19 protein-coding genes and 1 pseudogene are annotated in these 25,340 nt (G+C 72.5%); 11 read left to right on the forward strand and 9 right to left on the reverse strand.

Translation table 11 applies throughout. The features are described from left to right. Positions 1 to 160 precede the first annotated feature (160 nt). Both ACFV0G_RS01240 and ACFV0G_RS01245 read right to left on the reverse strand, forming a co-directional pair. Positions 161 to 760, reverse strand: coding sequence for a DUF4328 domain-containing protein (locus tag ACFV0G_RS01240; RefSeq protein ID WP_380539586.1), 600 nt, complete (start codon positions 758 to 760; stop codon positions 161 to 163). Between the two features lie 212 nt (positions 761 to 972). Next, the gene (locus ACFV0G_RS01245; RefSeq protein ID WP_380539589.1) at positions 973 to 1,281 is read right to left on the reverse strand and encodes a hypothetical protein; all 309 of its coding nucleotides are present in this window, start codon (positions 1,279 to 1,281) and stop codon (positions 973 to 975) included. 285 nt (positions 1,282 to 1,566) lie between these two features. Here ACFV0G_RS01245 and ACFV0G_RS01250 point away from each other — a divergent pair, with 285 nt between their 5' ends. The 5 genes from ACFV0G_RS01250 to ACFV0G_RS01270 all read left to right on the forward strand — a co-directional run bounded on the left by ACFV0G_RS01250 (position 1,567) and on the right by ACFV0G_RS01270 (position 8,383). After that, positions 1,567 to 2,910 (forward strand): NAD(P)/FAD-dependent oxidoreductase, encoded by a 1,344-nt coding sequence (locus tag ACFV0G_RS01250; protein ID WP_380539592.1) that lies wholly within the window; start codon positions 1,567 to 1,569, stop codon positions 2,908 to 2,910. Positions 2,911 to 2,994: 84 nt separating this feature from the next. Continuing rightward, complete coding sequence (locus tag ACFV0G_RS01255; RefSeq protein WP_380539595.1) at positions 2,995 to 4,473, forward strand: cytochrome ubiquinol oxidase subunit I; 1,479 nt, start codon at positions 2,995 to 2,997, stop codon at positions 4,471 to 4,473. Then, positions 4,470 to 5,513: a cytochrome d ubiquinol oxidase subunit II gene (locus ACFV0G_RS01260; RefSeq protein WP_380539597.1), complete on the forward strand. Its 1,044-nt coding sequence runs from the start codon at positions 4,470 to 4,472 to the stop codon at positions 5,511 to 5,513. Before ACFV0G_RS01255 ends, ACFV0G_RS01260 begins: the two co-directional genes overlap by 4 nt. Before the next feature lie 125 nt (positions 5,514 to 5,638). After that, a complete protein-coding gene (locus ACFV0G_RS01265; protein WP_380539600.1) occupies positions 5,639 to 7,459 on the forward strand; it encodes a glycoside hydrolase family 15 protein in 1,821 nt (606 codons plus the stop codon). Next, positions 7,460 to 8,383: a cyclase family protein gene (locus ACFV0G_RS01270; protein WP_380539603.1), complete on the forward strand. Its 924-nt coding sequence runs from the start codon at positions 7,460 to 7,462 to the stop codon at positions 8,381 to 8,383. It begins immediately after the preceding gene. A gap of 185 nt (positions 8,384 to 8,568) precedes the next feature. On the opposite strand, the pseudogene ACFV0G_RS01275 reads toward ACFV0G_RS01270, so the two are convergent. Next, positions 8,569 to 9,597: pseudogene (locus ACFV0G_RS01275) on the reverse strand (2-hydroxyacid dehydrogenase); the annotation flags it as partial. 232 nt (positions 9,598 to 9,829) lie between these two features. On the opposite strand from ACFV0G_RS01275, the gene ACFV0G_RS01280 reads away from it, so the two are divergent. Together ACFV0G_RS01280 and zwf are read left to right on the forward strand one after the other, a co-directional pair. Continuing rightward, the gene (locus ACFV0G_RS01280; protein WP_380539606.1) at positions 9,830 to 11,410 is read left to right on the forward strand and encodes a GMC oxidoreductase; all 1,581 of its coding nucleotides are present in this window, start codon (positions 9,830 to 9,832) and stop codon (positions 11,408 to 11,410) included. 28 nt (positions 11,411 to 11,438) lie between these two features. Continuing rightward, positions 11,439 to 12,815 carry a glucose-6-phosphate dehydrogenase gene (gene zwf / locus ACFV0G_RS01285; protein ID WP_380539609.1) on the forward strand — a complete coding sequence of 459 codons (1,377 nt, stop codon included), beginning with the start codon at positions 11,439 to 11,441 and terminating at the stop codon, positions 12,813 to 12,815. A 278-nt stretch (positions 12,816 to 13,093) separates the two neighbouring features. On the opposite strand, the gene ACFV0G_RS01290 is transcribed toward zwf, so the two are convergent. The 3 genes from ACFV0G_RS01290 to mscL all read right to left on the reverse strand — a co-directional run bounded on the left by ACFV0G_RS01290 (position 13,094) and on the right by mscL (position 16,842). Beyond that, a complete protein-coding gene (locus ACFV0G_RS01290) occupies positions 13,094 to 14,881 on the reverse strand; it encodes a cation:proton antiporter (RefSeq protein WP_380539612.1) in 1,788 nt (595 codons plus the stop codon). Positions 14,882 to 14,942: 61 nt separating this feature from the next. Further along, positions 14,943 to 16,184, reverse strand: coding sequence for a Rieske 2Fe-2S domain-containing protein (locus ACFV0G_RS01295; protein ID WP_380539615.1), 1,242 nt, complete (start codon positions 16,182 to 16,184; stop codon positions 14,943 to 14,945). A gap of 262 nt (positions 16,185 to 16,446) precedes the next feature. After that, positions 16,447 to 16,842 carry a large conductance mechanosensitive channel protein MscL gene (gene mscL, locus ACFV0G_RS01300; RefSeq protein ID WP_380539618.1) on the reverse strand — a complete coding sequence of 132 codons (396 nt, stop codon included), beginning with the start codon at positions 16,840 to 16,842 and terminating at the stop codon, positions 16,447 to 16,449. A gap of 501 nt (positions 16,843 to 17,343) precedes the next feature. Between mscL and ACFV0G_RS01305 the strand changes: the two genes are divergently transcribed. Then, the gene (locus tag ACFV0G_RS01305; protein ID WP_380539621.1) at positions 17,344 to 18,840 is read left to right on the forward strand and encodes an amino acid permease; all 1,497 of its coding nucleotides are present in this window, start codon (positions 17,344 to 17,346) and stop codon (positions 18,838 to 18,840) included. A 788-nt stretch (positions 18,841 to 19,628) separates the two neighbouring features. After that, positions 19,629 to 20,468, forward strand: coding sequence for a hypothetical protein (locus ACFV0G_RS01310; protein ID WP_380539624.1), 840 nt, complete (start codon positions 19,629 to 19,631; stop codon positions 20,466 to 20,468). A 166-nt stretch (positions 20,469 to 20,634) separates the two neighbouring features. Here the strand turns inward: ACFV0G_RS01310 and ACFV0G_RS01315 are convergent, their stop codons facing one another. From ACFV0G_RS01315 to ACFV0G_RS01325, 3 genes are all read right to left on the reverse strand, one after another. Then, on the reverse strand, positions 20,635 to 22,104 hold the full coding sequence (locus ACFV0G_RS01315; protein ID WP_380539627.1) for a cytochrome P450: 1,470 nt from the start codon (positions 22,102 to 22,104) through the stop codon (positions 20,635 to 20,637). A 172-nt stretch (positions 22,105 to 22,276) separates the two neighbouring features. Further along, a complete protein-coding gene (locus ACFV0G_RS01320) occupies positions 22,277 to 22,684 on the reverse strand; it encodes a roadblock/LC7 domain-containing protein (RefSeq protein ID WP_380539630.1) in 408 nt (135 codons plus the stop codon). A gap of 382 nt (positions 22,685 to 23,066) precedes the next feature. Then, positions 23,067 to 23,915 (reverse strand): LysR family transcriptional regulator, encoded by an 849-nt coding sequence (locus ACFV0G_RS01325; RefSeq protein ID WP_380539633.1) that lies wholly within the window; start codon positions 23,913 to 23,915, stop codon positions 23,067 to 23,069. A 94-nt stretch (positions 23,916 to 24,009) separates the two neighbouring features. Between ACFV0G_RS01325 and ACFV0G_RS01330 the strand changes: the two genes are divergently transcribed. Then, positions 24,010 to 24,741 (forward strand): SDR family NAD(P)-dependent oxidoreductase, encoded by a 732-nt coding sequence (locus ACFV0G_RS01330; RefSeq protein ID WP_380539636.1) that lies wholly within the window; start codon positions 24,010 to 24,012, stop codon positions 24,739 to 24,741. 161 nt (positions 24,742 to 24,902) lie between these two features. Next, positions 24,903 to 25,154: an amphi-Trp domain-containing protein gene (locus ACFV0G_RS01335; RefSeq protein ID WP_380539639.1), complete on the forward strand. Its 252-nt coding sequence runs from the start codon at positions 24,903 to 24,905 to the stop codon at positions 25,152 to 25,154. The last annotated feature ends 186 nt before the right edge of the window (positions 25,155 to 25,340 follow it).

Here is a 25,340-nt window from a genome sequence, read left to right on the forward strand (position 1 = left end):
CTCCCGGTGGCGGGCCGGACCAGGACGCCTGCCGGTGGTCGAACGCGGCCCGGAACTCCAGCGTCGTCACGGCCTGCGGCCGGGGAGCGGCCGACGCCGTTCCGCCGGCGCGCTGCGGGTCGGCTCGGGCCCCGGGGCGTGTCGGCGCCTGACGCGGTGTTCAGGTGGGGGTGGAGCCGGCTGCGAGCAGTGCCCGCTGGCTGCGGCTGATGCGGTGGACGACCGTGATGGCGAGTGCGGCGGCTGCGGTGTTGACGGCGGCCATCCACACGGCACTGGGGTCGCCGTCGAGGTCGACGACCATGTATACCGTGAGCCCGACCGACTTGATCAGCCACGCCGCCCACCAGGCATTGACGAGCCGTACGCCCGCGGGGTCGCTGCCGCCCGCCCGGGAGATGTCCAGGACGGCCCGCCGGGGCGCCCACCACATGAGGACCGGGACGAACCAGACGGCAACGGCCGTGCCGACCGCGTACCGGTGCCGGCCGGGGGCAAGGGCCTCGGCGTTGACGCGACACCGGTGGAACCACACCAGGAAGGCCGCGCTCGTGGCGAGAAACAGCGGCGTGGTGATGTTCTGGGTCACGGCGAAGACCTGGGGTCCGGTCTGCGGTGTGAAGGCCAGCACCACCTGTACCAGAGCCTGGAGAGCCAGGAGCGCCTGCGCCATCCATCCGAACACGGCCGGATCCCGGAAACGCCCGCGGTGGACCGCGGCCCGCACGAGCAGACGCACCTCGGCCGGTACAGCAGACATCGCCACGAACTCCCTGCCCAGTCGGTTCCGCGGCGATCAACCGCGAAGATCGCCCAAAGGTAGGGCCGACACCGTCCCCCTGTCCACCAGCACCGAACGCCCTCGGAACACCACCCGCACCGGGCTCGCAGCCTTCCGAGGGACCGGGCGGCGGGCCGGGCGGAGCGGCGAGGGCGGAGGTGACGGGGGTGCCTCCCGGACGGGGTGGGTCGTCACCCGGACCACGGGGTGATGCCCCGGCGCATCGTGTGGTGATCGCCGGGTTCGAGAGCGACGACCGCGGCCCCGTCGGCAAAGGCGTTCGGCGGGCACGACATCGGCTCGACCGCGAGCGCGCGGCGCCGGTCCGGTTCCGAGAGCGTGTCACCGGTGTGGATCTGCAGGAAGTCCGCGCCCTCGCCGAGCCAGAGATCCGCGCCGTGCTCGCCGGAGGGGTGGGCGAGTCGGACCACCGCCCGCCCGCGTGCGTCCCGGACGAGCGGACCGAACGGGGTGTCCGACCGCGTGGTGCCCGGCGACACGTCGGCATGCCGCCGAACACCCGTCCTCGGCGCCTGTCAACCACACGGCCCCTTGCTCCGTTCCGGTGACGAGACTTCAGGAGGGCACCCGTTCGGCGCGCCAGGCTGTCGGCCCACCGAACGGCGTGCTTTCGTTTGAACCGCGCTCCGGCGGCTCGCAGACCCGGCCCGGAACGCGCCCATCGACTGATCCCGACGGCCTGATGTGTGCACGGCCGCAGGGTCCTTCGCCATGCCCGGAGGAGAGATCATGGTCGCAGGTACGGCCGGCGCGCCCCGGGGGAGATGATGGAGGACCACGTCACGCCCCGGCGGGTGGTGATCATCGGCGGTGGGTTCGCCGGACTGTTCGCCGCCCGCGCCCTGCGGCACGCACCGGCGGCGGTCACCGTGATCGACCGCCGGGCGCACCACCTGTTCCAGCCGCTGCTGTACCAGTGCGCGTCCGGGATCCTCTCGGAGGGCCAGATCGCGCAGCCGCTGCGCGCGGTACTGCGCCGGCACCACAATGTGAACTGCCTGCTCGCCGAGGCCACCGACGTGGACCCCGACGCCAAGGTCGTGCACGCGCAGCGGCCCGGCGGCGGGGACCTGGTGGTCCCCTACGACGACCTGATCGTCGCGGTCGGTATGCGCCAGTCCTACTTCGGACACGAGGAGTTCGCCGAGCACGCGCCCGGCATGAAGACCCTGGACGACGCCCTCGGCATCCGCCGCAGGGTCTACCGCGCGTTCGAGATGGCCGAGACGGCCGCCGACCCGGAGGAGCGCCGGCAGTGGCTCACCTTCGCGCTGGTCGGGGGCGGGCCGACCGGGGTGGAACTCGCCGGACAGATCAGGGAGATCGCCGGACACACCCTCGACCGGCAGTTCCGCGCCATCGACTCCGCCCAGGCCCGCGTGCTGCTCTTCGAGGGTTCCGACGCCGTGCTCGGGGCGTTCGGCCCCCGCCTGGCCGGCCGGGCGGCCCGCACCCTGCACGATCTCGGCGTGGAGATCCACCTCGGCACGATGGTCACCGGTGTCGACGCCGCCGGGCTGACCGTGAAGGACAGGAACGGGGCGAGCACGAGGTTCCCGGCGCGCACGGTGCTGTGGACGGCCGGGGTCGAGGCCCCGCCCATCGCCGCGGCGCTGGCCCGGGCCACCGGCGCGACCCGGGACCGGGCCGGTCGCGTCGCGGTCGAACCCGACCTCACTCTCCCGGGGCACCCGGACATCCGCGTCACCGGCGACGTGATGAGCCTGGACCGGCTGCCCGGCCTCGCCGAGGTCGCCATGCAGACGGGCGCCTACGCCGGCCGCGCCGTGCGCCACTCCATCGAGGGCCGGAAGAGGAAGCCGAAGCCCTTCAAGTACGTCGACCTGGGCAGCGCCGCCTACATCTGCCGCGGGAGAGCCGTCGTCAAGGCCGGCCCGCTTCACCTGTCGGGAAGGACCGGCTGGCTGGCCTGGCTCCTGATCCACCTCGCCTTCCTCACCGGATTCCGCAGCAGGTTCGGCGCGGTGCTGAGCTGGGCCGTCGTGTTCGCCTCCGGCTCACGACGCGAACGCGCCTTCACCATGCCCGACCAGGCTGCGTCGCCCGTTCCCTCCGCCGCCGCGCAGCCGTCCGCCACCTCGTCCTGACGTCGCCCGGCCGGTCCCGGTCGGCCGTACCGTTGCCGTTCCCCCTCAGCCCCGCCGTGTGCGGGGCGGACCATCGAGGCGCACATGCTGAGCATCGCCGCCCACCTGGCGGACACCCCTCCCCAGCTCCTGCCCGCTCGTGAGCAGATGGCCTTCACCCTGGCCTCGCACATCCTGCTGGTGCCGTTCGGAGTCGCGCTGCCGTTCATCACGGTCCTGATGCACTATCGCGCGCTGCGCCGCAACGATCCCGTGGCCCTGCTGCTGGCCCGGCGGTGGTCGGCGGTGATGGCGGTGCAGTTCGCCATCGGGATCATCACCGGTACCGTCCTCTCCCTGGAGTTCGGCCTGCTGTGGCCGGGGATGATGGGGCGCTGGGGCGACGTCTTCGGTGTCGGCTTCGGCGTGGAGGCGTGGGCGTTCTTCCTGGAGGCCGTCCTGATCGCGGTGTACCTCTACGGCTGGCGCCGGCTCAAGCCGTGGACGCACTGGTGGCTGGCCGTGCCACTGCCGTTCACCGCGGCGATGGGGGCGTTCGGCATCATCGCGGCCAACTCCTGGATGAACACGCCTCAGGGCTTCACCCTGGATTCCCAGGGCAATCCCGTCAACGTCAACGTGCGGCAGGCGATCTTCACGCCGATGTTCGGCCCCCAGTACTGGCACTTCATTGTGGCGATGTTCATGACTGCCGGTTACGTGGTCGCCGGCGTGTACGCGGTCGGCTGGCTGCGAGGGCGGCGCGACCGCTACCACAAGCTCGGCTTCACCCTGCCGTTCACCGTCGCCGCGATCCTCACCCCCGTCCAGTTCTTCCTCGGTGACTCCGCCGCCCGGGCCGTCTTCAACAAGCAGCCGACCAAGTTCGCCGCCATGGAGATCGTCTGGAAGACCGGCACCCACGTGCCGGAGTACATCTTCGGCCGGCTGAACGGCGACGGAACGATCTCCGGCGGGATCGAGATCCCACAGCTGGACTCCATCCTCGCCGGGTTCAAGCCCAGCACCCAGGTGACCGGCCTGACCGCCGTGTCGGCGTCGGACCGCCCCACGCCGACGGAAGCCACCATCGTGCACTGGGCCTTCGACCTCATGGCCACCATCGGCAGCGTGCTGATCCTGCTCGCCCTCTGGTACGCCTGGATCTGGTGGCGCCACCGGGACCTGCCGATCAACCGCTGGTTCTTCTCCTGCGCCGCACTCGCGGGAGCCGCCTGCCTGATCACCGTGGAGTGCGGGTGGATCACCACCGAGGTCGGCCGCCAGCCCTGGATCGTCTACTTCAACATGCGGGTGTCCGAGGCCGTCACCACCACCCACTCCGCCGGCATCTGGACGATGTTCGGCATCGTCATCGTCCTGTACGCGGCCGTGTTCGCGTCCTTCCTGGCCGTGCTGCTGAAGATGCGGACCCGCTGGCGTGCCGCCGACGAGGGCGCAGCCGTACGGGGGACACCCGCCCCCGAGACCGACACTCCCTACGGCCCCGGGCGCGAGCCCCTGCCCGACGAGGCCGGGGTCGTCCGCGAGGGGTCCGGCACGACCTCCGGCGGTGCCCGATGATGGCCGACGTCATCGCCTGGCTGCTGGTGCTCGCGATCGCCGCCTACGCCTGCGCCGGCGGGACCGACTACGGTGCGGGCTTCTGGGACCTGCTGGCCGGCGGCGCCGAGCGCGGCAAACGGCCCCGCCGGCTGATCGACCACGCCATGGCACCGGTCTGGGAGGTCAACAATGTGTGGCTGATCTTCATCCTGATCCTCATGTGGACGGGCTTCCCCGCCATGTTCCAGGCGGTCTTCGAGGCGCTGTGGCTGCCGCTCGCCCTCGCGGCCGTCGGGCAGCTGCTCCGCGGTGCCGGATTCGCGCTGCGCAAGCCCAGTCGCCGGATCGCCCAGCGGCGCGTCTACGGTGCCGCGTTCGCGATCTCGTCGCTCCTCACGCCGTTCTTCCTCGGCGCCGTGCTGGGCGGCATCGCCTCCGGGCGGGTCGCGGTGGGCACCCAGGCGTCCTCGGACGCCTGGGCGAATCCGACCTCGCTCATGGCGGGCCTGATGGCCATCGCCTCCACCGCCTTCCTCGGTGCGGTGTTCCTCTGCTCGGACGCCCGGCGGTTCGGTGCGGACGACCTCGTCGACTACTTCCGCCTGCGGGCCTGGATCGCCTTCGCGGCGCTCGTCGTCCTCGCCCTCATCGCCCTGCCCGTCACCCGGGACGACGCCCGGTACGTGTGGGACGGCCTCACCGGCGGCCTCGGACTGCTGATGGCCGTCCTGGCCGGCGTCTGCGGCCTGGTCACCGTCCTGCTCCTGGTGCGCCGCCTCTACGGCTGGTCCCGCCACACCTCGGTTGCGACCGTCGCACTGGCCGTGCTGGCCTGGGGGTTCGCCCAGCGGCCCTACCTCCTGCCGACCACGCTGACGGTGGCCCAGGCCGCCGGGGCCGCACACACCCTGCGCTGGCTGGGGATCGTGACGCTCGTCGCGGTCGTGCTCGTGGGCCCGGCCCTGGTGCTGGTATACCGGCTCGACACGAAGGGCCGGCTGGAGCCGCTGGCCGACACCGACACCTCGACCGCGGGGCTGCCCGGGGACAACGCGTAGCCCAGGCAGGCCGGTTCGACCGTCCGGGGGGCAGGACGGCCGATACCGCCGACAGTGAGAGCCGAGGCAGAAGGGCCTCGGATAGCTTCGTCCAGGGGGCCGGAACTCGAACACGGAGAGTACTGATGGACCGCTACCCCCCGATCGCCGACCACGGCCTGGTGGGCGACCTCCAGACCGTCGCGCTGGTCTCCGCCAAGGGCGTCATGGACTGGTTCGCCGCGCCCAGGGTCGACGCGCCGAGCATCTTCGCCGCCCTGCTCGACCACGACCGCGGCGGCCACTTCCGCATCGGCCCCGACAACGAGGACGTCACCTACCGCCAGCTGTACTACCCGGACACCGCCGTCCTGGTCACCCGATTCATGTCCCCCGAGGGCGTCGGCGAACTGATCGACTGGATGCCGCCCGACACCTCCGGCACCCCCACCGACCGCCACACCGTGATCCGCGCGATCCGTGTCGTCCGCGGCACCGTCACGTTCACCCTCGAATGCCGGCCCCGCTTCGACTACGGCCGTGCCACCCACGAACTCCACCTAGACGACCGGCACGCCGCCTTCCACGCCCCCGGCATCGCCTGCCACCTGCGCACCACCTTCCCCGTGGAACGCGCCGGCGACGACGTGGCCGGCACCGTCACGCTCAACGCCGGCGAGAGGGCCGGCGCCGTGCTCACGGTCTGTGCCGCCGACGGCGCCGCGCCGCCCCCCGCCGAGGAGGGGCGGATCACCGAGGCCCTGTGGGACGCCGTCAACTTCTGGCAGGACTGGGTCCGCACCGCCAACTACCGCGGCCGCTGGCCCGACATGGTCCGCCGGTCCGCGATCACCCTCAAACTGCTCACCTACCACCCGACCGGCGCACCGATCGCAGCCGCCACCATGGGACTGCCCGAGCAGGTCGGCGGCGAGCGCAACTGGGACTACCGCTTCACCTGGGTGCGGGACGCCTCGCTCTCGGTGCGCGCGCTGCTCGACCTCGGTTTCACCACGGAGGCACGCGCCTACACGCACTGGCTCAGCGACCGGCTCCACGAGCGGCTGGAGATGCCCGGCGAACGGCTGCAGATCATGTACCGCGTCGACGGCGACCCGGAGCTGACCGAGGAGATCCTGGAGCACTTCGAGGGGTACCGCGGCTCGTACCCCGTCCGCGCCGGCAACGCCGCCATGGACCAGCTTCAGCTCGACATCTACGGCGAGGCGCTGTACGCGCTGGCCGAAGGGCGCGAGATCGGCATCCAGGCCGGCTACCGCAGCTGGCAGTCGACGGCGCGGATGCTCGACTGGCTCGCCGACAACTGGGACCGGCCCGACGAGGGCATCTGGGAGACCCGCGGCGGCCGCAAGGACTTCACCTACAGCCGGGTGATGACCTGGGTCGCCTTCGACCGGGGCATCCGCCTGGCCGAGGAATTCAGCCGCCCCGCCGACATCGTGCGCTGGCGCGGCACCCGCGACGCGATCCTGGACCAGATCATGACCCGGGGATGGAGCGAGCAGGAGAAGGCTCTCGTCCAGCACTACGACGGCGACGTCCTGGACGCCTCGCTGCTGCTGATCCCGCGCGTGGGCCTGCTCGCGCCGCGTGACCCGGCCTGGCTGTCCACCCTCGACGCGATGGACCGCAAGCTCGTCTCCGACAGCCTGGTCTACCGCTACGACCCCGCCGCCTCGCCCGACGGCCTGCGCGGCTCCGAGGGCACCTTCAGCCTCTGCACTTTCCTCCACGTCGACGCGCTCGCCCGCGCGGGGCGGCTGCGGCAGGCCCGCTACGCCTTCGAGAAGATGCTCACCTACGCCAACCACGTCGGCCTGTTCGCCGAGGAGATCGGCCCCTCCGGTGAGCAGCTCGGCAACTTCCCGCAGGCCTTCACCCACCTCTCCCTGATCATGGCGGCCAACACCCTGGACGACGCGCTGGACGCGAAGCAGGGGTTCTGAGTGACCGCGGATCCCACCACTGCGACGGTCGGCGCCGCCAAGTTCCGCGAGCTGTACTGGCGGCTGCGCCGCGACCGGCCGGACGGCGCTCTCGCCGAGCTCACCCCGCCACGGGTGGCGGCCGCCGCCCGCGAGGTGCGGGCGGGGCTGCGGGTCTCCCTGGCCGCACCGGTGGAGACCGGCCCGGGCCCGGACAACCCCGAACCGGCCGTCCACCGGATGACCGGCGCGGTGGCCGGCCGGGTGCCCGACCAGGGCCTGGACTTCGCCCGGGACCACATCGCCATGAACGTGCACGGTGACGCCGACAGCCACCTGGACGCCCTGTGCCACGTGGTCTACGACGGAACGCTGTACGGCGGCGTGGACGCGGACACCCTCACCGCCCACGGGGCCGGCGCGCTCTCGGTGGACCTGGTCGGGGACGGAATCGTCGGCCGGGGCGTCCTCCTGGACATCCCACGACTGCGCGGGGTGCCCTGGCTGGAGCCGGGCGAACGGGTGGGCGCCGGTGAACTGGCCGCGGCCGAGGCCGCCCAGGGGGTCCGGGTCGGCCCGGGCGACCTGCTGTTCGTCAGGGTCGGACACCGCCGCCGCCGGGCCGAGTGCGGCCCCTGGGACGCCTCCACGGCCCGCGCGGGACTCCACCCGGCCGCCATGGAGTTCCTTGCGGAACGGCGGGTCGCGGCCCTCGGCAGCGACGGCAACAACGACGCCGCACCCTCCCCGGCGGAAGGCGTGGACTATCCCGTCCACGTGCTCGCCGTGCACGCCATGGGCCTCCACCTGCTGGACTACCTGCAGTTCGAGGACCTCGTGCCGCTCTGCGTCCGGGAGCGGCGCTGGTCCTTCCTGTGCGTGGTCGCCCCGCTGCGGCTGCCGCGTGCCACCGGTTCCCCGGTGAACCCGATCGCGATCCTCTGACGGGCGCTCACACCGGAGTGCTGGGGGCGGGGGGGGGGGCGGGCGGCGGGGGGGGGGCGGGGGGGGCCGCCCGTGGGGCGCGGGCACCCCCCTCGCCCCACCGCGCGGCGCGCTCCCCCCGGGGGGGGCGCGGGGGGGGCCCGCCCCCGCGGGCCCCCCCCCCGGCCGGCGGACACCACGTTGGCCAGCGGCCGGCCCGCGGCGTACCGCATCAACTGCGCACGGACGAGCGCCAGTGCGCGCGGGCGGAAGGCCGACGTGGTGGCGGCCACGTGCGGGGTGATCAGCGTGTTCGGCGCCGTCCACAGGGCGTGCCCCGGCGGGAGCGGCTCCGGGTCGGTGACGTCCAGTGCCGCTGCCAGGCGCCCGGCGTGCAGCTCGGCGAGCAGTGCCGCGGTGTCCACCACGGCTCCGCGGCCGACGTTCACCACGACGGCACCGTCCCTCAGCACGGCCAGGAACCCGGCGTCGACCAGGCCCCTCGTCCGCTCGGTGAGCGGCAGGGTCAGTACCACCGCGTCGGCCCGCGGCAGCAGTGCCGGCAGGTCCTCCATCGCGTGCACCGGTCCGCGCGGCGCGTGCCGGGCGGTGCGGGCCACCCGCAGGACCTCGCACTCGAACGGGGCGAGCCGGGCCTCGACTGCGGCGCCGATCGCCCCGTATCCGAGGATCAGGACCGTCCGATCGGCCAGCGCCGGACGGAAACCCGCGGACCAGTGCTGCGCCTCCTGCGCCCTGACGAGTTCGGGGATCCCGCGCAGCGCGGCGAGCAGCAGTGTCAGCGCGTGCTCGGCCGTACTCGTGTCGTGCACCCCGCGGGCGTTGCAGAGCGTGACGCCTTCGGCCACGTGGGGCAGCAGGTTCTCCACCCCCGCGCTCAGCGACTGCACCACCCGCAGCGCCGGCAGCCGGTCCAGCACGGGCAACGCCGCGTCGGTGCGGGTGTACGGGACGACGAAGAACTCGACCGCTTCCATCGCCCTGTCGTCCGGAGCCGGGCCACGACCGTCCCAGACCAGGGCCCGCCAGTTGTCGGGCAGGCCACCGAGCTCCTGCGCCGCGTACGGCAGCATCGCCCTCGCCGCCGTGGAATCACCGGCCGTCGCGGTCATGTGCACCTCCGGGCCGGGGCCGATCGGTCCCGGCCGGCCGCGCGGTGGGCGGGTTCGCCGGAACGGCGGGTCGGCCTCACGTGAACGACCGTGGAAACACATCCATGGTCCCGCAGCCGGCGCAGGGCGGCCCGCGCAGCACGGCCGGGGATCCCGGCCGCCCCGGTCCCCCGTACCGTCCCTGAGGTGCCGCCCGGCCCGCCCGGTTGTAGTTTGCAGAGGACGGGACTTGTCCTGCCGACGCGGTGGTGCGTGATGTGCCCCCCCACCGCGATGGTCACCGCGGGGGCGGTCGGGCGCAGGGCAGGCTACGACTCCAGATCAGGAACCCTCCGTGGCAGGCGACCAGCACTACGACGTGATCGTCATCGGCACCGGCGCGGGTGGCGGCACGCTCGCCCACCGGCTCGCGCCGACCGGCAAGCGCGTGCTCGTCCTCGAACGCGGTGACTACCTGCCGCGCGAGCGGGACAACTGGGACTCCACCGCGGTCTTCGTCAAGGGCAAGTACCGCGCCCCGGAATACTGGTACGACAAGGACGGCAAGGAGTTCCCGCCCGAGGTCAACTACTACGTCGGCGGCAACACCAAGTTCTACGGCGCCGCACTGTTCCGCCTGCGCCCCGAGGACTTCGGCGAACTGCGCCACCACGACGGCGTCTCACCGGCCTGGCCGATCGACTACCAGGACCTGGAGGCGTACTACACCCAGGCCGAGCAGCTCTACCTGGTGCACGGAAGGCACGGCGAGGACCCGACCGAGGGCCCGACGAGCGCCCAGTACCCCTTCCCGCCGGTCGAGCACGAACCGCGCATCCAGCAGCTCAGCGACGACCTGGAGAAGCACGGCCTGCACCCCTTCCACCTGCCGATCGGCGTCGACCTGACCCAGGACGAGCACGGACGGGCCGTCCACGGCAGCGCCTGCATCCGCTGCGACCGGGTGGACGGATTCCCCTGCCTGCTGGGCGCCAAGTCCGACGCGCAGGTGATCTGCGTCGACCCGGCCCTGGAGCACGACAACGTCACCCTGATCACCGGCGCGAACGTCCGCCGGCTGGAGACCGATCCGGCCGGCCGGACCGTCACCGGTGTGGTCGCCGAGCTCGGCGACGGAACCACCGCCACCTTCTCCGCCGGCATCGTGGTGGTCTCCTGCGGTGCCGTCAACTCGGCAGTCCTGCTGTTGAGTTCCGCGAACGACCGGCACCCGGACGGACTGGCCAACAGCTCCGGCATGGTCGGCCGCCACTACATGCGGCACAACAACCTGGCCCTGATGGCCGTTTCCAAGGAGCCGAACCCCACGCTGTTCCAGAAGACGCTCGCCCTGAACGACTGGTACCTCGGCGCGGACGACTGGGACTATCCGCTCGGCGGCATCCAGATGCTCGGCAAGTCCGACTCGGACCAGATCCACGGCGAAGCGCCGCGCTGGGCCGGCGCCGTCTCGCCCGACATGCCCTTCGAGGTGCTCGCCCACCACGCCGTCGACTTCTGGCTGTGCGGCGAGGACCTGCCCCGCCCCGACAACCGGGTGACGCTGGACGCAGACGGCGGCATCCACCTCGCCCTGGACGAGAGGAACAACATCGCCGGGCTCAAGCGGCTGCGCCACAAGCTCCAGGGGATGCTCGGCCAACTCGGCATGCACCCGCACCACCTGCTCTCGCACAGCATCTACCTGCACAAGGGCATGCCGATCGGCGCCACCGCCCACCAGGCGGGGACCCTCCGCTTCGGCTCGGACCCGAAGGCGTCCGTCCTCGACGTCAACTGCCGGGCCCACGACGTGGACAACCTCTACGTCGTCGACACCTCCTTCTTCCCCAGCATCGGCGCCGTGAACCCGTCCCTCACGGCCATCGCCAACGCGCTCCGGGTGGGCGACCACATCGCCGACCGGCTGCGATGACCGCCCGGACCCCAAAGGAGAGTCAGCGATGACGACACGACAGATGGACGCCCTGGTCATCTTCGGCGCCACCGGCGACCTCGCCAAGCTGGAGACCTTCCCCGCCCTGGTCGGCCTGGTCGATCGCGGCGTGCTGGACGTCCCGGTGGTGGGGGTCGCCAAGGCCGGCTGGGACCTGCAGCAGTTCCGCAACTACGCCGAGGCCTCACTCACCCTCAACGGCATGGACCCCAAGTCCCCCGCCGCGACCAGGATGCTCGGCCTGCTGCGCTACGTCGACGGCGACCTCGGCGACGACGCCACCTACAGCGCGATGTCCGAGGCCATGGGCAGCGGCGGGCGGGCCCTCTACTACCTCGAGGTGCCGCCGCCCCTCTTCGGCCGGATCGCCCAGGGCATCGCCACCGCAGGCCGGGCGAAGGACGCCCGCATCATGGTCGAGAAGCCCTTCGGCACCGACCTGGCGAGCGCCCGTACCCTCAACGCCACCATGCACGAGTACTTCCCCGAGGACGCCATCTACCGCGTCGACCACTGGCTCGGGCTCGACCCCGTCGAGAACGTCCTGTTCGCACGGTTCGCCAACTCGGTGATCGAACCGCTGCTCAACCGGAACCACGTCGAGAGCATCCAGATCACCATGGCCGAGGCGTTCGACGTCTCCGACCGCGGACGGTTCTACGACCGCACCGGCGCGATCCGCGACGTCATCCAGAACCACATGCTCCAGGTCCTCGCCACCGTCCTGGCCGACCCTCCTTCCGGGCACGGGCTGAGCGCCTGGCGCGACTCCAAGGCCCTCGCCGTCGCCTCGCTGAGGCCGCTCACCACCGACCACATCGTGCGCGGCCAGTACGACGGCTACCTGGACGTCGACGGCGTCGACCCGAAGTCCACCGTCGAGACCTTCGCCGCGATCCGCCTCACCGCCGACTCCTGGCGCTGGGCCGACGTGCCGATCCTCATCCGGGCCGGCAAGTGCCTCCCGGTGACCGCCACCGAGATCAGCGTCCGGTTCCGGGGCGCCCCGCACGACGTGTTCGGCCTGCGCCCGGCACCCGCCACCAACATGCTCCGCTTCCGGATCTGGCCCGAGACCCAGGTGGCGCTCACGCTCGCGGGCAAGCAGCCCGGCGGCGGCTGGCAGGCCAAGCACGAGGAGCTGGCCTTCAGCGAGATCCCCGGCTCGGACATGCGCCCCTACGACCGGCTCATCGGCGCCGCACTCGACGGCGACCGCTGGCTGTTCGCCAGGCAGGACACCGTCGAGGCCGCCTGGCGCATCGTCGACCCCGTGCTGGGCGATGCCGTCCCGGTCCACCCCTACGCCAAGGGCTCCTGGGGCCCCAAGGAGGCCGACGCCCTCCTCACCGGCAACGACACCTGGTACGACCCGGCCGGCTGAGGCGGCTCGCGAGCCGCCGCCCGAGGGGCCCGCTGCGCCGTGTGCGGCAGCGGGCCCCCGGCGGCGGGAGGATCTCGGATGGACCTGATCCACCTGGTCGGAGCCTCGCGGATCGCTGTTCCAACTCCTCCTGAACGTCGTCGTCCTCGTGATCGTCGGCGTCCTCACCCTCCGCCCGCAGCGACGCTTCTGGCGGCCGGCGGGGCGGCGCATCGACGCAGGGCACGGCTGATCCGAGCAGGCGGTCCGGGCGGACGGATCGGAGCCGGCACGGGCGCTCAGACCTGGCCGTGGGCGCCGGTCGGCAGCGCGGAGGCGTTCGGCACGGGACCGAGGAGCACGAGCGTGTCGTCGCCCGCCCCAACGACGTCCTGTCCCTCGGTGACGGGTTCCAGTCGGCCGTCGGCCCGGACGACGAAGAGCAGCTCGTGGCCGGTCGGGAGCGGGTCGGCGGCGGGCTGCACGACGAAGCGCGCGCCGTGCTCGTGGCGGGACTCCAGCACGCTCCGGACGAGGCCGGGCCCGAAGAGGACGCCGCCGCCGGTGTACGGGGCGACGATGCCCTCACCGCCGGGATGCGGGCCGATGCGGTACACCGGACCGTCCAGACTGTCCTGCACCACCACCGCGGCAAGCGCGTTCAGGTCGTCGTCGTCCGTGAGCAGCAGCGCGGTCGTCACGCCCTCCAGACGGGCCCGGGGATCGGTGGCCGTGGCCAGGAGCTCTCCCGCGGCCAGCTCGATCCCGGCGTCCCTGATCCGGTCCCTCTCCTGGGGGAGTCCGGCCCACATCAGGACGTCCAGACCCGCCGCGCGAAGCGACCGGGCAAGGTCGATCACCCATGGTGCGCCGCCGACCAGCAGGGGCCGGGAGCGTGCCGACTCGCCGACCCCCAGCCGCACGGCCACCGGCCCGGCAGTCAGTGCGTAGACCAGGACGGTTCCGACGATCACCAGGAAGGTGATCGGCAGGATCTTGTCGGCGCCCGCGAGGCCCACGTGGACGAGTGAGACGGAGAACGTCGCGGCGGTGGAGGCGGCGACGATGCCCCGGGGCGCCATCCAGCCGATGAAGGCCCGCTCCCCGGAGCCGACGGCCGTCCGGGCCGTTGCCACGACGGACACCAGCGGCCGCACCACCAGGACGAGCGCCGCGATCAGCGCCAGCGACGGGAGCAGCACCGAGACGACGGACTTCGGCGCGACCGAGGCCGAGATGGAGATGAACAGCAGACCGATGACCAGTTGGACGACCGTCTCGAAGAACGGGCGGCGGGCCGGCATGTCGAAGCCGGGCAGGTTCGCCACGGCGATGCCGGTGACGATCGCCGCGATGAGCCCGGTGTCGTCCAGGACCATGTCGCAACCCGCGGCCACCGCGACGACCGTGGCCAGCTGTGCGAGTGTGCCGAGCGTTCCGCCGAGCCGCAGCCCGCGCAGCGTGAACCACAGCACCGCGACACCGACGGCACCGCCGGCCAGCCCGACGGCCATGCTCCCGAAGAACAGGCCGACCCGGTAGCCCTCCTTGTCCTGCATCCGGACGATGAGGTGGAAGACGACGGCACCGAGGATGCCGCCGAGCGGGTCGATGAGAGTCCCCTCCCAGTTCAGGACGGAGCGCACCCGGCCGGCCGGCCTGGCATGTTCGAGCAGCGGGCCGACGACGGTCGGTCCGGAGACGACGAGGATGACACCGATCATGAGGGCCACGGCCAACGGGACGGCGAACAGGGCAGCGACCAGTCCCAGACAGGCTCCGGCAGTGACGGGGATCCCCAACAGGATCAGCCGCGTCACCACACTCCGCGTCTCGCCCTTCATCTGCTGCGGATCGAGACCCAGCCCCGCGTCGTAGAGGATCACGGCCACCCCGAGCGACACCAGGGGTGTGAAGTCGGGTACCAGGTTGTCGGGCCGGACCACCTTGGTGAGTGCCCCGGCCGTGAATCCGACGGGCAGCAGTACGATCAGCGACGGGACGTGCAGCTTGCTCGCCAGGATCTGGGAGCCCACTGCCAGCGCGACGGTCAGGCCGACACCCAGCAGGATCTGATCCTGAGTCATGACGGCCCCGCCCCTGCCGACCGCGAAGAGGGCTCCGGGCCGCTCCCGTCCCGCACACTCATCAAACCGCCGACGGCCCGCCGGCGCGGTCCGCCGGCGCGGCGGCGGGTGCGGTGCCGCGGGCAGCGGCCGCCCCGGGCGGGGCGGCGAGGGCGCACGGACCGCAGTCGGGTGCCGGGCGCTCGGGCAGCGGCACGCCGTTGCTGCGCAGCACGTCGCGCACGTCGAGGATGAGCGGGAACACCTCGTGGTTGCGGTCCTCGCGCTGCTCGTCCCAGGCGCGCTGCTCGGCCTCGACGGCCATCCGGTCCTGCGCGAAGACGCGTTCGGTGAAGCGGCGGATCAGCGGCCAGGCAAGGTGGATCGCGCCCGGCACGGGCGGTTTCGCGATCATCAGCAGACCGTAGGCGTGGTTGACGCGCTGCTCGGCGTCCTCGGGCACGTACGCCGCCCAGAGGGAGAACGCGGGCAGGTCCGTACCCTCGGGCACGTCGCGCAAGAGCTGGTAGGGGTACTCGGTGCGGATGGTGACGATATCGGGCCGGTCCTTGCCGCCGAGGCCCTCCGCGGAGAGCAGACCCGCGCCGCGGTCCTTGCGGCCCCCGGCCGGAACGAACAGGTAGCGGGCCTCCACATGGCGGGGGCCGCTGTCATAGCCGAGCAGCTCGGGCCGGATCCGGCCCAGGACCCCGCGGTGGAGGAACTGGTGGTTCATGTCGAGGAGGTTCTCGTGCATGAAGGAGTAGTGACAGCGCACGGTGCGGGAGAACGTCATGGTCCGATGCGCCGCGGAATGGTACTCGGGAAGGAACGGGAACGGCGCCGCCTCCGCCAGGGCCTCGTCCCCGGGGAAGACGAACACGAGGCCGTAGGCCTCGCGAACGGGGTACGCACGCACACCTCGCGGCGGCCGCTCGCAGCCCTTGGGCAGGTACGGGATCTGCGAGATGCGACCGTTCCCGCGATACGCCCAGGCGTGGTAGCAGCAGCGCAGCACCTCGCCCTCCACCACACCCATGCTCAACGGCACCTGACGGTGCGCGCACCGGTCCTCCAGGGCATGGACGGTGCCGCTGCTCCCCCGGTACAGCACGATCCGCTCGCCCGCGAACACCGCCGCGAACGTCCGGTTACGGCGCACACTGCGCGACGTCGCCACCGGATACCAGTAGTCCGGGCAGATGCCGACCTTCCGAAGGTCCGGGACCGCGAGCGGGCCCCCGGACACGTGCGGGACTGCCGACACCGCGTCCCCGACGGGAACCGGGCCGGCGACAGACCGGTCGGGGCGAGCCTCGGTCATGAGCTGAACTCCCATACGGTCGGGGAGACGACAGGGCGGCGGCGCGCGCCTGACCACGGCCACCGGCGCGCCACCCACGAGCGCCACGCCGCACAGGTCTGCGCGAGGGTCGACACACACCCACGGGCACCGCACTCCACCCCCCACAGTCCCCGCCCACCCCACGAACGGCAACCGCGACCACAACCCCCCAGGCCCGCCACCAGGAAGGCCGGCCCCTGCCCTCTCCCGTCTCCCTGCGCAACTCGCCGTCGCAGGTTCTTCAGCGGCGGCCCGCGTCACCGCGCATCAGGTCGCGCATCTCGGTGAGCAGTTCCACCTCGGTGAGGGGCTCCTCCTGGGCGGGCAGGCCGAGCTTGCGGCGCTTGCGCTCGGCCATGGTGTTCATCGGTGCGACGATGAAGAAGTACAGCGCGGCGGCGATCAGGACGAACGAGATCAGCGCGTTGATGAAGGCGCCGTAGCGGAACGTGCTGTGGTTCACCGTGAAGGTGAGCGCCGAGAAGTCCTGCTTGCCGAAGATCGCCGCGATCAGCGGGGTGAGCAGGTCGTTCACCAGGCTGTTGACGACGGCGACGAAGGCGGCGCCCATCACGAAGGCGACGGCGAGATCCACCACGTTGCCGCGCATGATGAACGTCTTGAACCCTTGCAGCATGGCCAGCTCCTCCGGACGGGGCGGTTTCTCCCAGCCTGCGGCGGGGAGGCCGTCACGGCCCCGGGAAGCCGCCGACCGGGTGAAGGCCGCCCGCGGAGTGTTACGCGGCCGCTGGCGCGACGGGCAGGCCTGATTCGCGTTCACCTCTCGGCCGAGGCCCGCCTCGGGCCCGCCTGAGAACCGCCGGCCGAGAGGCACGACACCTCGGCCCCGGACCTGTACGCCGGACGTCCCCACCGAGCCGGGCCGAGGCCCGGCGCATCGCGGATGCGAGCAAAGTCGGTGCGGGGTCTAGCGGATCACCGGTCGTGTCCCTACTCTTCGGATTCACCATTCGAACCCGCTGCTGGCAGCTGGTTTCGACAGTGTTTCGCATTCACGGCAACTGAATCTGCCGACTCGTGGCGTTCTGCCTACGGGTCCCGTTCGGCCGCAGCGGTCCGCGGCCGGAGGTCGGGCCCGGCGGCTGCGGCATCCCTCCACGCTAGGAGCACATCCGTCATGTCTGCGTCATCCCCCACGCCCTCCTCGGTGTCCCAGGCCGAGACCGACGACGCACAACTGGCCGCGCTCGGCTACCGGCCCCGGCTGACCCGGGCCCTCGGCCTGTGGTCGAACTTCGCCGTGGGCTTCACCTACCTCTCTCCGCTGGTCGGGGTCTACTCGCTGTTCGACTACGGGCTCGCCACCGGCGGCCCGGCCTTCTTCTGGACCATCCCGGTCGTCATGCTCGGCCAGCTGCTGGTCCTGCTGACCTTCGCCGAGGTCGCCTCGCAGTACCCGATCGCCGGCGGCGTCTACCAGTGGGCCAAGCACCTCGTCGGCCCGCGGTACGCCTGGCTCTCGGGCTGGATGTACACCTGGGCGCTCCTGGTGACCATCGCCTCGGTCGCCTTCCCGATCGCCAACTTCGCCGGCCCGCTGCTCGGCTACCAGCCCACCCGGTGGAACACCGTGGCGACCGCCGTTGCCGTGATCCTGTTCTGCGCCGTGGTCAACCTCCTCGGCGTGCGGCGACTGGCCGTCGTCGCCCAGTTCGGCGTCCTGGTCGAGGTCGTCGGCACCCTCGGACTCGGCGGCTGGCTGCTGCTCTTCCACCGCCACCAGAGCATCTCGGTCGTCCTGCACACCCAGGGCGCCGGCGCCGGGCACTACACCGGCGCCTTCCTGGCCGCCGCACTCTTCTCCGTCTGGATCTTCTACGGCTTCGAGGCGTGCGGCGACATCGCCGAAGAGGTCCAGGACCCCTCCCGCAAGATCCCGCGGGCGATGCGGATGACGCTGGGCGTCGGCGGACTGGCCACCGTGGTGCTGACCCTCGGACTCATCCTCGCCGTCCCCGACCTCGCCCAGGTGATCAGCGGCCAGGTCGCCGACCCCCTGGGTCTGGTGGTCGGCTCACTCGGCACCGTCGGCACCAAGTTCGTCCTCGCACTGATCGTCCTCGGCTTCGTCTCCTGCACCCTGGCCATCCAGGCCGCGGCCACCCGTCTGGTCTACTCGTTCGCCCGCGACGGCATGATCGTCGGCTCCCGGCGGCTGTCCAACCTGCACCCCACCTTCCACATGCCGCCCGGGGCCATCGCGGTCACCGCGATCATCCCCGCCGCAATCGCCTTCCTGCCCAGCGCCACCGTCAGCCGCGTCATCACCTTCGCCGTGGTCGGCATCTACACCGGCTTCCAGAGCGTGGTCCTGGCCTCCCTGATCGGCCGCAGCCGCGGCTGGCGACCGGCGGGCGCCTTCACCCTCGGCCGTTGGGGATGGGCCGTCAACCTGGGCGCACTCGCCTACGGCATCACCGCCATGATCGTCCTGGCGATCAAGACCCCGCCGTACGGCACCTCGTTCTTCGACCGCTGGCTGGTCCCCATCTCCGTCGGCATCATCGCCCTCGCCGGCGTGCTCTACCTCGTCCTGCTGCGCCCCAGGCTCCGGATCCGCGAAGGCTTCGAAGCAGCGGCGGCCGACACCGCACAGAAGACCCCCACAGCCTGAGCCGGAGCGCCGGAGGGCCGGAGAGCGGCACCCGCTGCGCTCTCCCGCCCTCCGGGCCGCTCGCCCCCACGGGCGCTCCGAGCGCTGCCGACAGTCCCGCTGAAACACCGCCAGCCGGTCGGCGATCCGCTGGTCCGCCACAGCGTGCCCGGCCTCCCGGGCCCTGCAACACCTCGTCCCCGACACCGCCCGGCAGTCCGGGTCGATGACGACCGGTCATCGCGGGGTGGGCGCGGCCCGTCCGCCTGCGCTCCCCCTTCTTCGGCGCGATCCTCGTGCACGGGATCCGCACGGTCGAGCCGGGGAGCGGCCGGGCGGGACACGGCATGCGGACGCCGCCGTGCGAGCCGATGGCGCAGGCGCCGACGGGCGGCGCACGCTTGTGCACACCCGCACGCAGGTCACACGAGGTGATCGAGCTCTCCGCTGGAGTTGCCGCCCCGGAGGGCCCCGATCAGGGTGATCGGTGGGCCGCGCCGGACGGGGCGCGCCGACCTCGGCGATCGCGGGAGGGCAGGCGGCGTCCCGGGGCCCGCAAGCCCGGCGGGATCCGCGGGCGACGCCGCGATTCGCCGACCACGGTGCCGGCCGGCGCGGTGCGAGCGCCTTCCGAGTTGCCTCTTCAGGATGGGGACCGCCGTGACTGCTGACAGGAGCCCCGCGGGGGGCCGGGGCGATGGGCCGGCGTTCGACGGTGACCGCACCGCGGTCACGGCCGATACGGCGGCGGTTGATGCGGGCCCCGGCCACTCGTCCGTCGCGAGCGGCCCGTCCGCTGGTCGCCGCCGGTGATGCGGCGCAGCGCGGCGGTCTCGGCCGCCCTTGCCGTCGCCGTCGCCACGGGTTGTCAGGTGCCGGTCCTGCAGGACACCGACCCGCCCGCACCGGCGCCGGCACCCTCGGCGCAGACCGCCGACGGCCCGCTCGGCATCCCCGGGACGTGGCAGCTGGACTGGTCGGACGACTTCGACGGGACGACGGTCGACACCTCCAAGTGGAACATCGAGGAACACGCCCCCAACGGCGCGCTCAACTGCTACGACCCCGAGCACGTCACCGAGTCCGACGGCTTCCTCCACCTCCGCCTCGAACTCGGGACGGCAGCGTGCGCCGGCGGGGCCGTGGTGCGCGACTACGCCTCGGGCTCGGTGTCGGCCAGGCGGGCATTCACCGGCGGCGCCTTCGAGGCCCGCATCAATGTCCCGCTCACCGGCTCGCAGGTGGCGAACTGGCCTGCCTGGTGGACCGTGGCCTGGCCCGCGGAGGGCGAGATCGACTGGTGGGAGGGGGGAGGATCGGCCGGCTCGTGCTGGTCGGTCCACCCCGAGCCGGCGGACCCGGCCGGCTGCGCCGTGGCAACTCCCGGGTGGCACACCTTCGGCGGGGTGTGGACCAGCGGCACCGGTGTCGACGTGTACTACGACGGCAGCAAGGTCGCCACCCTCCCGTTCACCATGACCAGTGCCGAGTACCCGGTGCTGGACAACGCCACCGCCGCCTGGGCCCCCGTCATGGCCCCGACCGACCTGCAGGTCGACTACGTCAGACACTGGAGCCCGTGCGCACCGGCGTCTCCAGGTGCGGGTGACAGCTGCCCGGGTGCGGCTTCGAGCAGGGCCCGTCCCTGAGGTGCGGTCGCCCGGCGCGCGGCGGCACCCGGGGCGGTGGGCCGGTCTTGCCGGTCCGGCTCCTCCGCGAGAGGGCCCAGACCCGGCCGCCGTGCGGCGCCTGCGGGCCGCTGATCCGGCCGCACCCGCCGGGCGCACCCGCCGGGCGCGGACGTGGCCCCCGGCATCAGCGCCGGAACCTCCCGGTCAGCACGCGCCACCAGTCGCGCAGCCTTCGGGGGGCCGTGGCGCCCGGGGTTCCGGCTTCCGGCGCCGCCACCTGGGCGGGCGGTTGGGAGGCGGCCGGTGCGGGTGCCACCGGCGCCGCCGGTGGCGTCGCGGGGGCAGTGGGTTCGGCGGCAGCGGTCGGTGCCGTGGTCGTCCGCGGGGTGAAGCACACCGGGAGCTCGACCAGGTGGCGGGCCAGCCAGGACGAGGTCCAGGTCAATTCGGTCTCGGTGACGGTGAGCTGGAGGTCCGGCAGACGTGTCAGCAGGATGTCGATGCCGGTTTCCGCGATGGCCCGGCCGATGTCCTGGCCGGGGCACTCGTGCGGGCCCCGGCCGAACGACAGGTGGGCACGGTTGCCGAGGAGCAATCTCGACGGGTCGGGACGGACGGCCGGATCGACGTTCCCGGCCGCCAGGCCGAGCAGGAGCATGTCGCCGGCCTTGATCTGCTGGCCGCCGAGTTCGGTGTCGACGGTGGCCCAGCGGCCCGCCATCAACAGGAACGGCGGGGAGTCCCAGAGGACCTGGTCCAGAGCGTCCGGAAGCGTCATCTGGCCACCGGCCAGGTGGGCGCGGAAGCGCCGATCGGTGAGGACCATCATCAGGGTGTCCGCGATCAGGTTGACGGTCGTCTCGTTCGCGGCGAGGAGGACCGTCCGCAGGTGCTCCATGACCTCGTCGTCGGTGAGTCCGGCCTCGTGCTGCATCAGCCACGTCACCAGGTCGGCTTCCGGTGACACCCGCTTGCGCTCCATCGTCCGGCGCAGTACGTCCACGATGTAGTCGTTGCTCGCGACCGCCGTCTCGGTGCCCTTGATCATGTCGCGGGCGGCGTCGACCAGCCGGGGCCCGTACTCCTCCGGCATGCCGAGCAACTCCGTCATCACCAGCATCGGCAGCCGTTCGGCGAACCGGGCCACCAGATCGGTCTTGCCGGAGGGTCCGAACTCCTCGATCAACTGGTCGGCGAACCGGGTGACATGGCGTCGGATCCCACGCCGGTCGAAGCGGTTCAGGCCGTCCGTGACCGCTGTGCGCAGACGCCTGTGCTCCTCGCCGTCCGCGAACACGCACAGCGGCTGCCAGGCGATCACCGGCATCAGCGGTGAATCCGCCGCGACCAGGCCCTTCTGGAACGCCGTCCAGCGGCGTGAGTCCCGGGAGAACCGGGACGGCGTGCGCATGGCGGTGAGGTTCGCGGCGTGGCTGAGGATCAGCCAGGCAGGGAGGTCCCCGTGGACCAGCACGGGTGCCACCTCGCCGTGCTCGGCACGGAGTTTCTCGTAGAGGCCCGCCGGATCGGCCTCGGCCTCCGGTCCGTGGAGGCGGCGGAGCCCACCGGGGGCGGGCCCGTCGGCGGAAAGTCCGTGGGCGGGGCACCCGAGTGGCGGGGTGAGGGCGGCGTCGTCAGGGAACGGGGTGGTCACGGTCTCTCCGGGGTGGGCACGAGGCGATCGTCGATGGAAGGAGGGGAGAAGGGACGGCAGGAGGGAAGGAGGGCCGCCCGCGCGGTCGGCCCCCTGCAGCTGCGCGTGATCACGTGGGGGCGTTCGGAGCCGAGCACCGTCGGCTCCCCCTCCCGGTCCCGGCCGGCTGCACTCACGCGACCTCCTCGCCGTTGCGCGGAGGCGTGCTGAGATGTTCGCCGATCCGGGCGACGAGGTCCCTCATCCGCTGGCCCACCAGCCCGGCGTCCACGCCTTCGTCGGCGAGTACCGCGAGATAGGCACGGGACCCTGCCGCCATCAGGTAGAAGAATCCGCCGCCGACCTCGATCACGACGAGCCGCATCCGACCATCGCCGTTCGGGAACTCGTGCCCCACCGCCGCGGCCAGGCTCTGCAGCCCGGCGCAGGCGGCGGCAAGGCGGTCGGCGGTATCGGGCTCGGTGCCGTACTGGGCCATCCGCAGGCCGTCCGCGGAGAGCACGATGACGTGGCGCGCGTGCGGCACGCCCTCCGCCAACTCCCTGAGCATCCAGTCCATATTGGTCCGCTGGTGAATCATCGCTCGCCCTTCCCTGCCTACTCTGCACTGGTGCGGCCGATCGTCCCGGCGGACGGCATCCGGTCGTTCACCCCTTCGTTGAAGGCGGCCGGCCACATTCCGGGTTGCGGACCGCATGCGGGCCGGTGTCACGGCGGCGCAGCGGGCCGGGCTGGGGGCAGCAGCATAGTCCGTCGCGGATTCACCTGACTGAGCGTCAAACATGGCTTTTGGGCAATCACTTGCCATATCCGGCCGGGCGCCGAGGGCCTCGTTCGCACTCGACAGATTGGCCCACCCCAGGGACGGCTGCGCCGGCGCCCGATAGCGCATTCACTCAAGTGGGCATTCTTTGATGGGAGTTGATGAGCCCAACGGAGGATCCGTGGTATGGCCGGGCGAACTACAGGCGTGTGGCGGTCCGGACGAGATCGGCGACGGCCCTGGACCGGCAGTGCGGTGGCCAAGCAATCACGGTGGTCACGACCGGGGCGTCCAGCACGGGCACGGCGGCGAGGTCGTCGTGCAGCTGGGCCCGGCACGACTCCGGTGACACCGCGCACGCCCGGCCGAGCGCGACGAGCTGCAGCAGCTGCGCGTGGTCCCGTACCTGCGGACCGGGGCCGGGCGGGTAGGTGCCGTCCGGGTCGGGCCAGCGCGGCAGCGGCAGTCCCGGCAGTCCGGTGATGTCCGCCATGTGCACATGGGCCCGGGTGGTGAGCGGATGCCCGGCCGGCAGTACCACGACCTGCCCCTCCGTGCCGAGCTCCTCGGTGTCGAACCCGGCCGTCGAGTCGAACGGCCGGTGCAGCAGCGCCACGTCCGCCCGGCCCTCGCGCAGGAGCCGCTCCTGCTCGGCAGGGCCGCACAGGGTGACCTCGACGGGGACCGCGCCGGGCTCGGCGGCGTACGCGTCGAGCAGCTTCGCCAGCAGTTCGCGGGAGGCGGAGGCCTTCGCGACCAGGACCAGGCCGGGACGGCCGGGCGCGGACGGCGCGGCGCGGCGGGTCCGGCGCTCCGCGGCGTCGACCGCGTCCAGGGCCGCCCGGCCCTCGGCCAGCAGCACCGAACCGGCCTCGGTCAGCGCGACGGTGCGGCTGGTCCGGTCCAGCAGCGCCACCCCGAGCCGGCGCTCGAGCTGCTGGATCGCCCGCGACAGGGGCGGCTGCGCCATGCCGAGCCGCCGTGCGGCCCGCCCGAAGTGCAACTCCTCGGCGACGGCGATGAAGTAGCGCAGTTCCCGGGTCTCCATACGCCCACGCTACTCCGCATCGATACCCGGACGGTATCGCCGCCCACTCGATCGGTCTTGGACCCGCGCCGAGGCCCGACGGCAGCATGGCCCCATGAGCGAACGAACGATTGCGCTGGTCACCGGCGCGAACAAGGGAATCGGTTACGAGATCGCCGCGGGTCTGGGCGCCCTCGGCTGGAGCGTCGGCGTCGGCGCCCGCGACGACCGGCGCCGCGAGGCCGCGGTGGAGAAGCTGCGGGCTTGCGGCATCGACGCCTTCGGCGTACCGCTGGACGTGACCGACGACGCGAGCACCGCCGCCGCCGCACGACTGATCGAGGACGAGGCCGGACACCTCGACGTCCTCGTGAACAACGCCGCCATCGCCGGCGGCTTCCCGCAGGAGCCCACCCGGGTCGATCCCGCCACCGTCCGAACGGTCGTGGAGACCAACGTGATCGGCGTCATCCGGGTCACCAACGCGATGATGCCGCTGCTGCGACGATCCGCCGCGCCGCGGATCGTGAACATGTCCAGCAGCGTCGGCTCCCTCACCCGGCAGGCGGGACCCGCCGCCGAGCAGACCACGGGTCCGATAGCCGTGGCGTACGCACCGTCGAAGTCGTTCCTCAACGCCGTCACCCTCCAGTACGCCCGGGAGCTGAGCGGCACGAACGTCCTGATCAACGCCGCCTGCCCCGGCTACGTCGCGACGGACCTCAACGGGTTCCGCGGCGTGCGCACTCCCGCACAGGGCGCGGCGATCGCCATCACACTGGCGACCTTGCCCGACGACGGCCCCACCGGCCGGTTCTTCGACGACGCCGGTCAAGTGCCGTGGTGACGCACCCCGCGGACAACCCCGGCGCAGAGGCGGCGCGGCCCCCGCCCGACGGGCCCGGGCAACGCCGCGGGCACGGCGTACGGGCTGCGCCGCCGGGCCGATGGGTTCGACCGGCGTGAGAATGGGAGACGCCTGTTGTACCCGCCGGCCGGGAGGTGCCCGTGAAAGACCTCGAGTTCGAGCAGAAGCGCACGCTGTCACGTACCGAGGCCGCCGATCAGCTCGACGCGCTGGCGGCCGCGCTCAGGCGCGGCGGCCAGGCCGAGCTGGACCTCGGCCCCGGGAGACTCACGCTGCGGATCCCCGACGAACTGCACACCGAGATCGAGGTCGAGTTGGAGGACGGCGGGATCGAGCTGGAGATCGAGCTGTCGTGGCGCACGGAACAGCCCGATCGGGCCGGCGACGGCTGACCCCTCCCCCGCGCCCGCCCGGGATCGTCCGGGCCGCGGGCGACCTCCCGGCCCGGGGGGCCGTGGGGCGGCCGGGCGGCCCCCCACCCCGGGGGGGGGGCGCGGGGGGCCCGGGGGGGCGGGCGGGCGGGGGTCCGTGTTTCGGCCCGCCGGCCGCGCCGGCCGCGTGCCTGCCCGCCTCGCCCG

The organism is Kitasatospora sp. NPDC059571, assembly GCF_042735675.1.
GTDB lineage: Bacteria > Actinomycetota > Actinomycetes > Streptomycetales > Streptomycetaceae > Kitasatospora.

Coding starts and splice junctions, on each gene's coding strand:
- ACFV0G_RS01240 (WP_380539586.1), bottom strand. CDS start 760: ATGTCTGCTGTACCGGCCGAGGTGCGTCTGCTCGTGCGGGCCGCGGTC.
- ACFV0G_RS01250 (WP_380539592.1), top strand. CDS start 1,567: ATGATGGAGGACCACGTCACGCCCCGGCGGGTGGTGATCATCGGCGGT.
- ACFV0G_RS01255 (WP_380539595.1), top strand. CDS start 2,995: ATGCTGAGCATCGCCGCCCACCTGGCGGACACCCCTCCCCAGCTCCTG.
- ACFV0G_RS01260 (WP_380539597.1), top strand. CDS start 4,470: ATGATGGCCGACGTCATCGCCTGGCTGCTGGTGCTCGCGATCGCCGCC.
- ACFV0G_RS01265 (WP_380539600.1), top strand. CDS start 5,639: ATGGACCGCTACCCCCCGATCGCCGACCACGGCCTGGTGGGCGACCTC.
- zwf (WP_380539609.1), top strand. CDS start 11,439: ATGACGACACGACAGATGGACGCCCTGGTCATCTTCGGCGCCACCGGC.
- ACFV0G_RS01290 (WP_380539612.1), bottom strand. CDS start 14,881: ATGACTCAGGATCAGATCCTGCTGGGTGTCGGCCTGACCGTCGCGCTG.
- ACFV0G_RS01295 (WP_380539615.1), bottom strand. CDS start 16,184: ATGACCGAGGCTCGCCCCGACCGGTCTGTCGCCGGCCCGGTTCCCGTC.
- mscL (WP_380539618.1), bottom strand. CDS start 16,842: ATGCTGCAAGGGTTCAAGACGTTCATCATGCGCGGCAACGTGGTGGAT.
- ACFV0G_RS01305 (WP_380539621.1), top strand. CDS start 17,344: ATGTCTGCGTCATCCCCCACGCCCTCCTCGGTGTCCCAGGCCGAGACC.
- ACFV0G_RS01320 (WP_380539630.1), bottom strand. CDS start 22,684: ATGATTCACCAGCGGACCAATATGGACTGGATGCTCAGGGAGTTGGCG.
- ACFV0G_RS01325 (WP_380539633.1), bottom strand. CDS start 23,915: ATGGAGACCCGGGAACTGCGCTACTTCATCGCCGTCGCCGAGGAGTTG.
- ACFV0G_RS01330 (WP_380539636.1), top strand. CDS start 24,010: ATGAGCGAACGAACGATTGCGCTGGTCACCGGCGCGAACAAGGGAATC.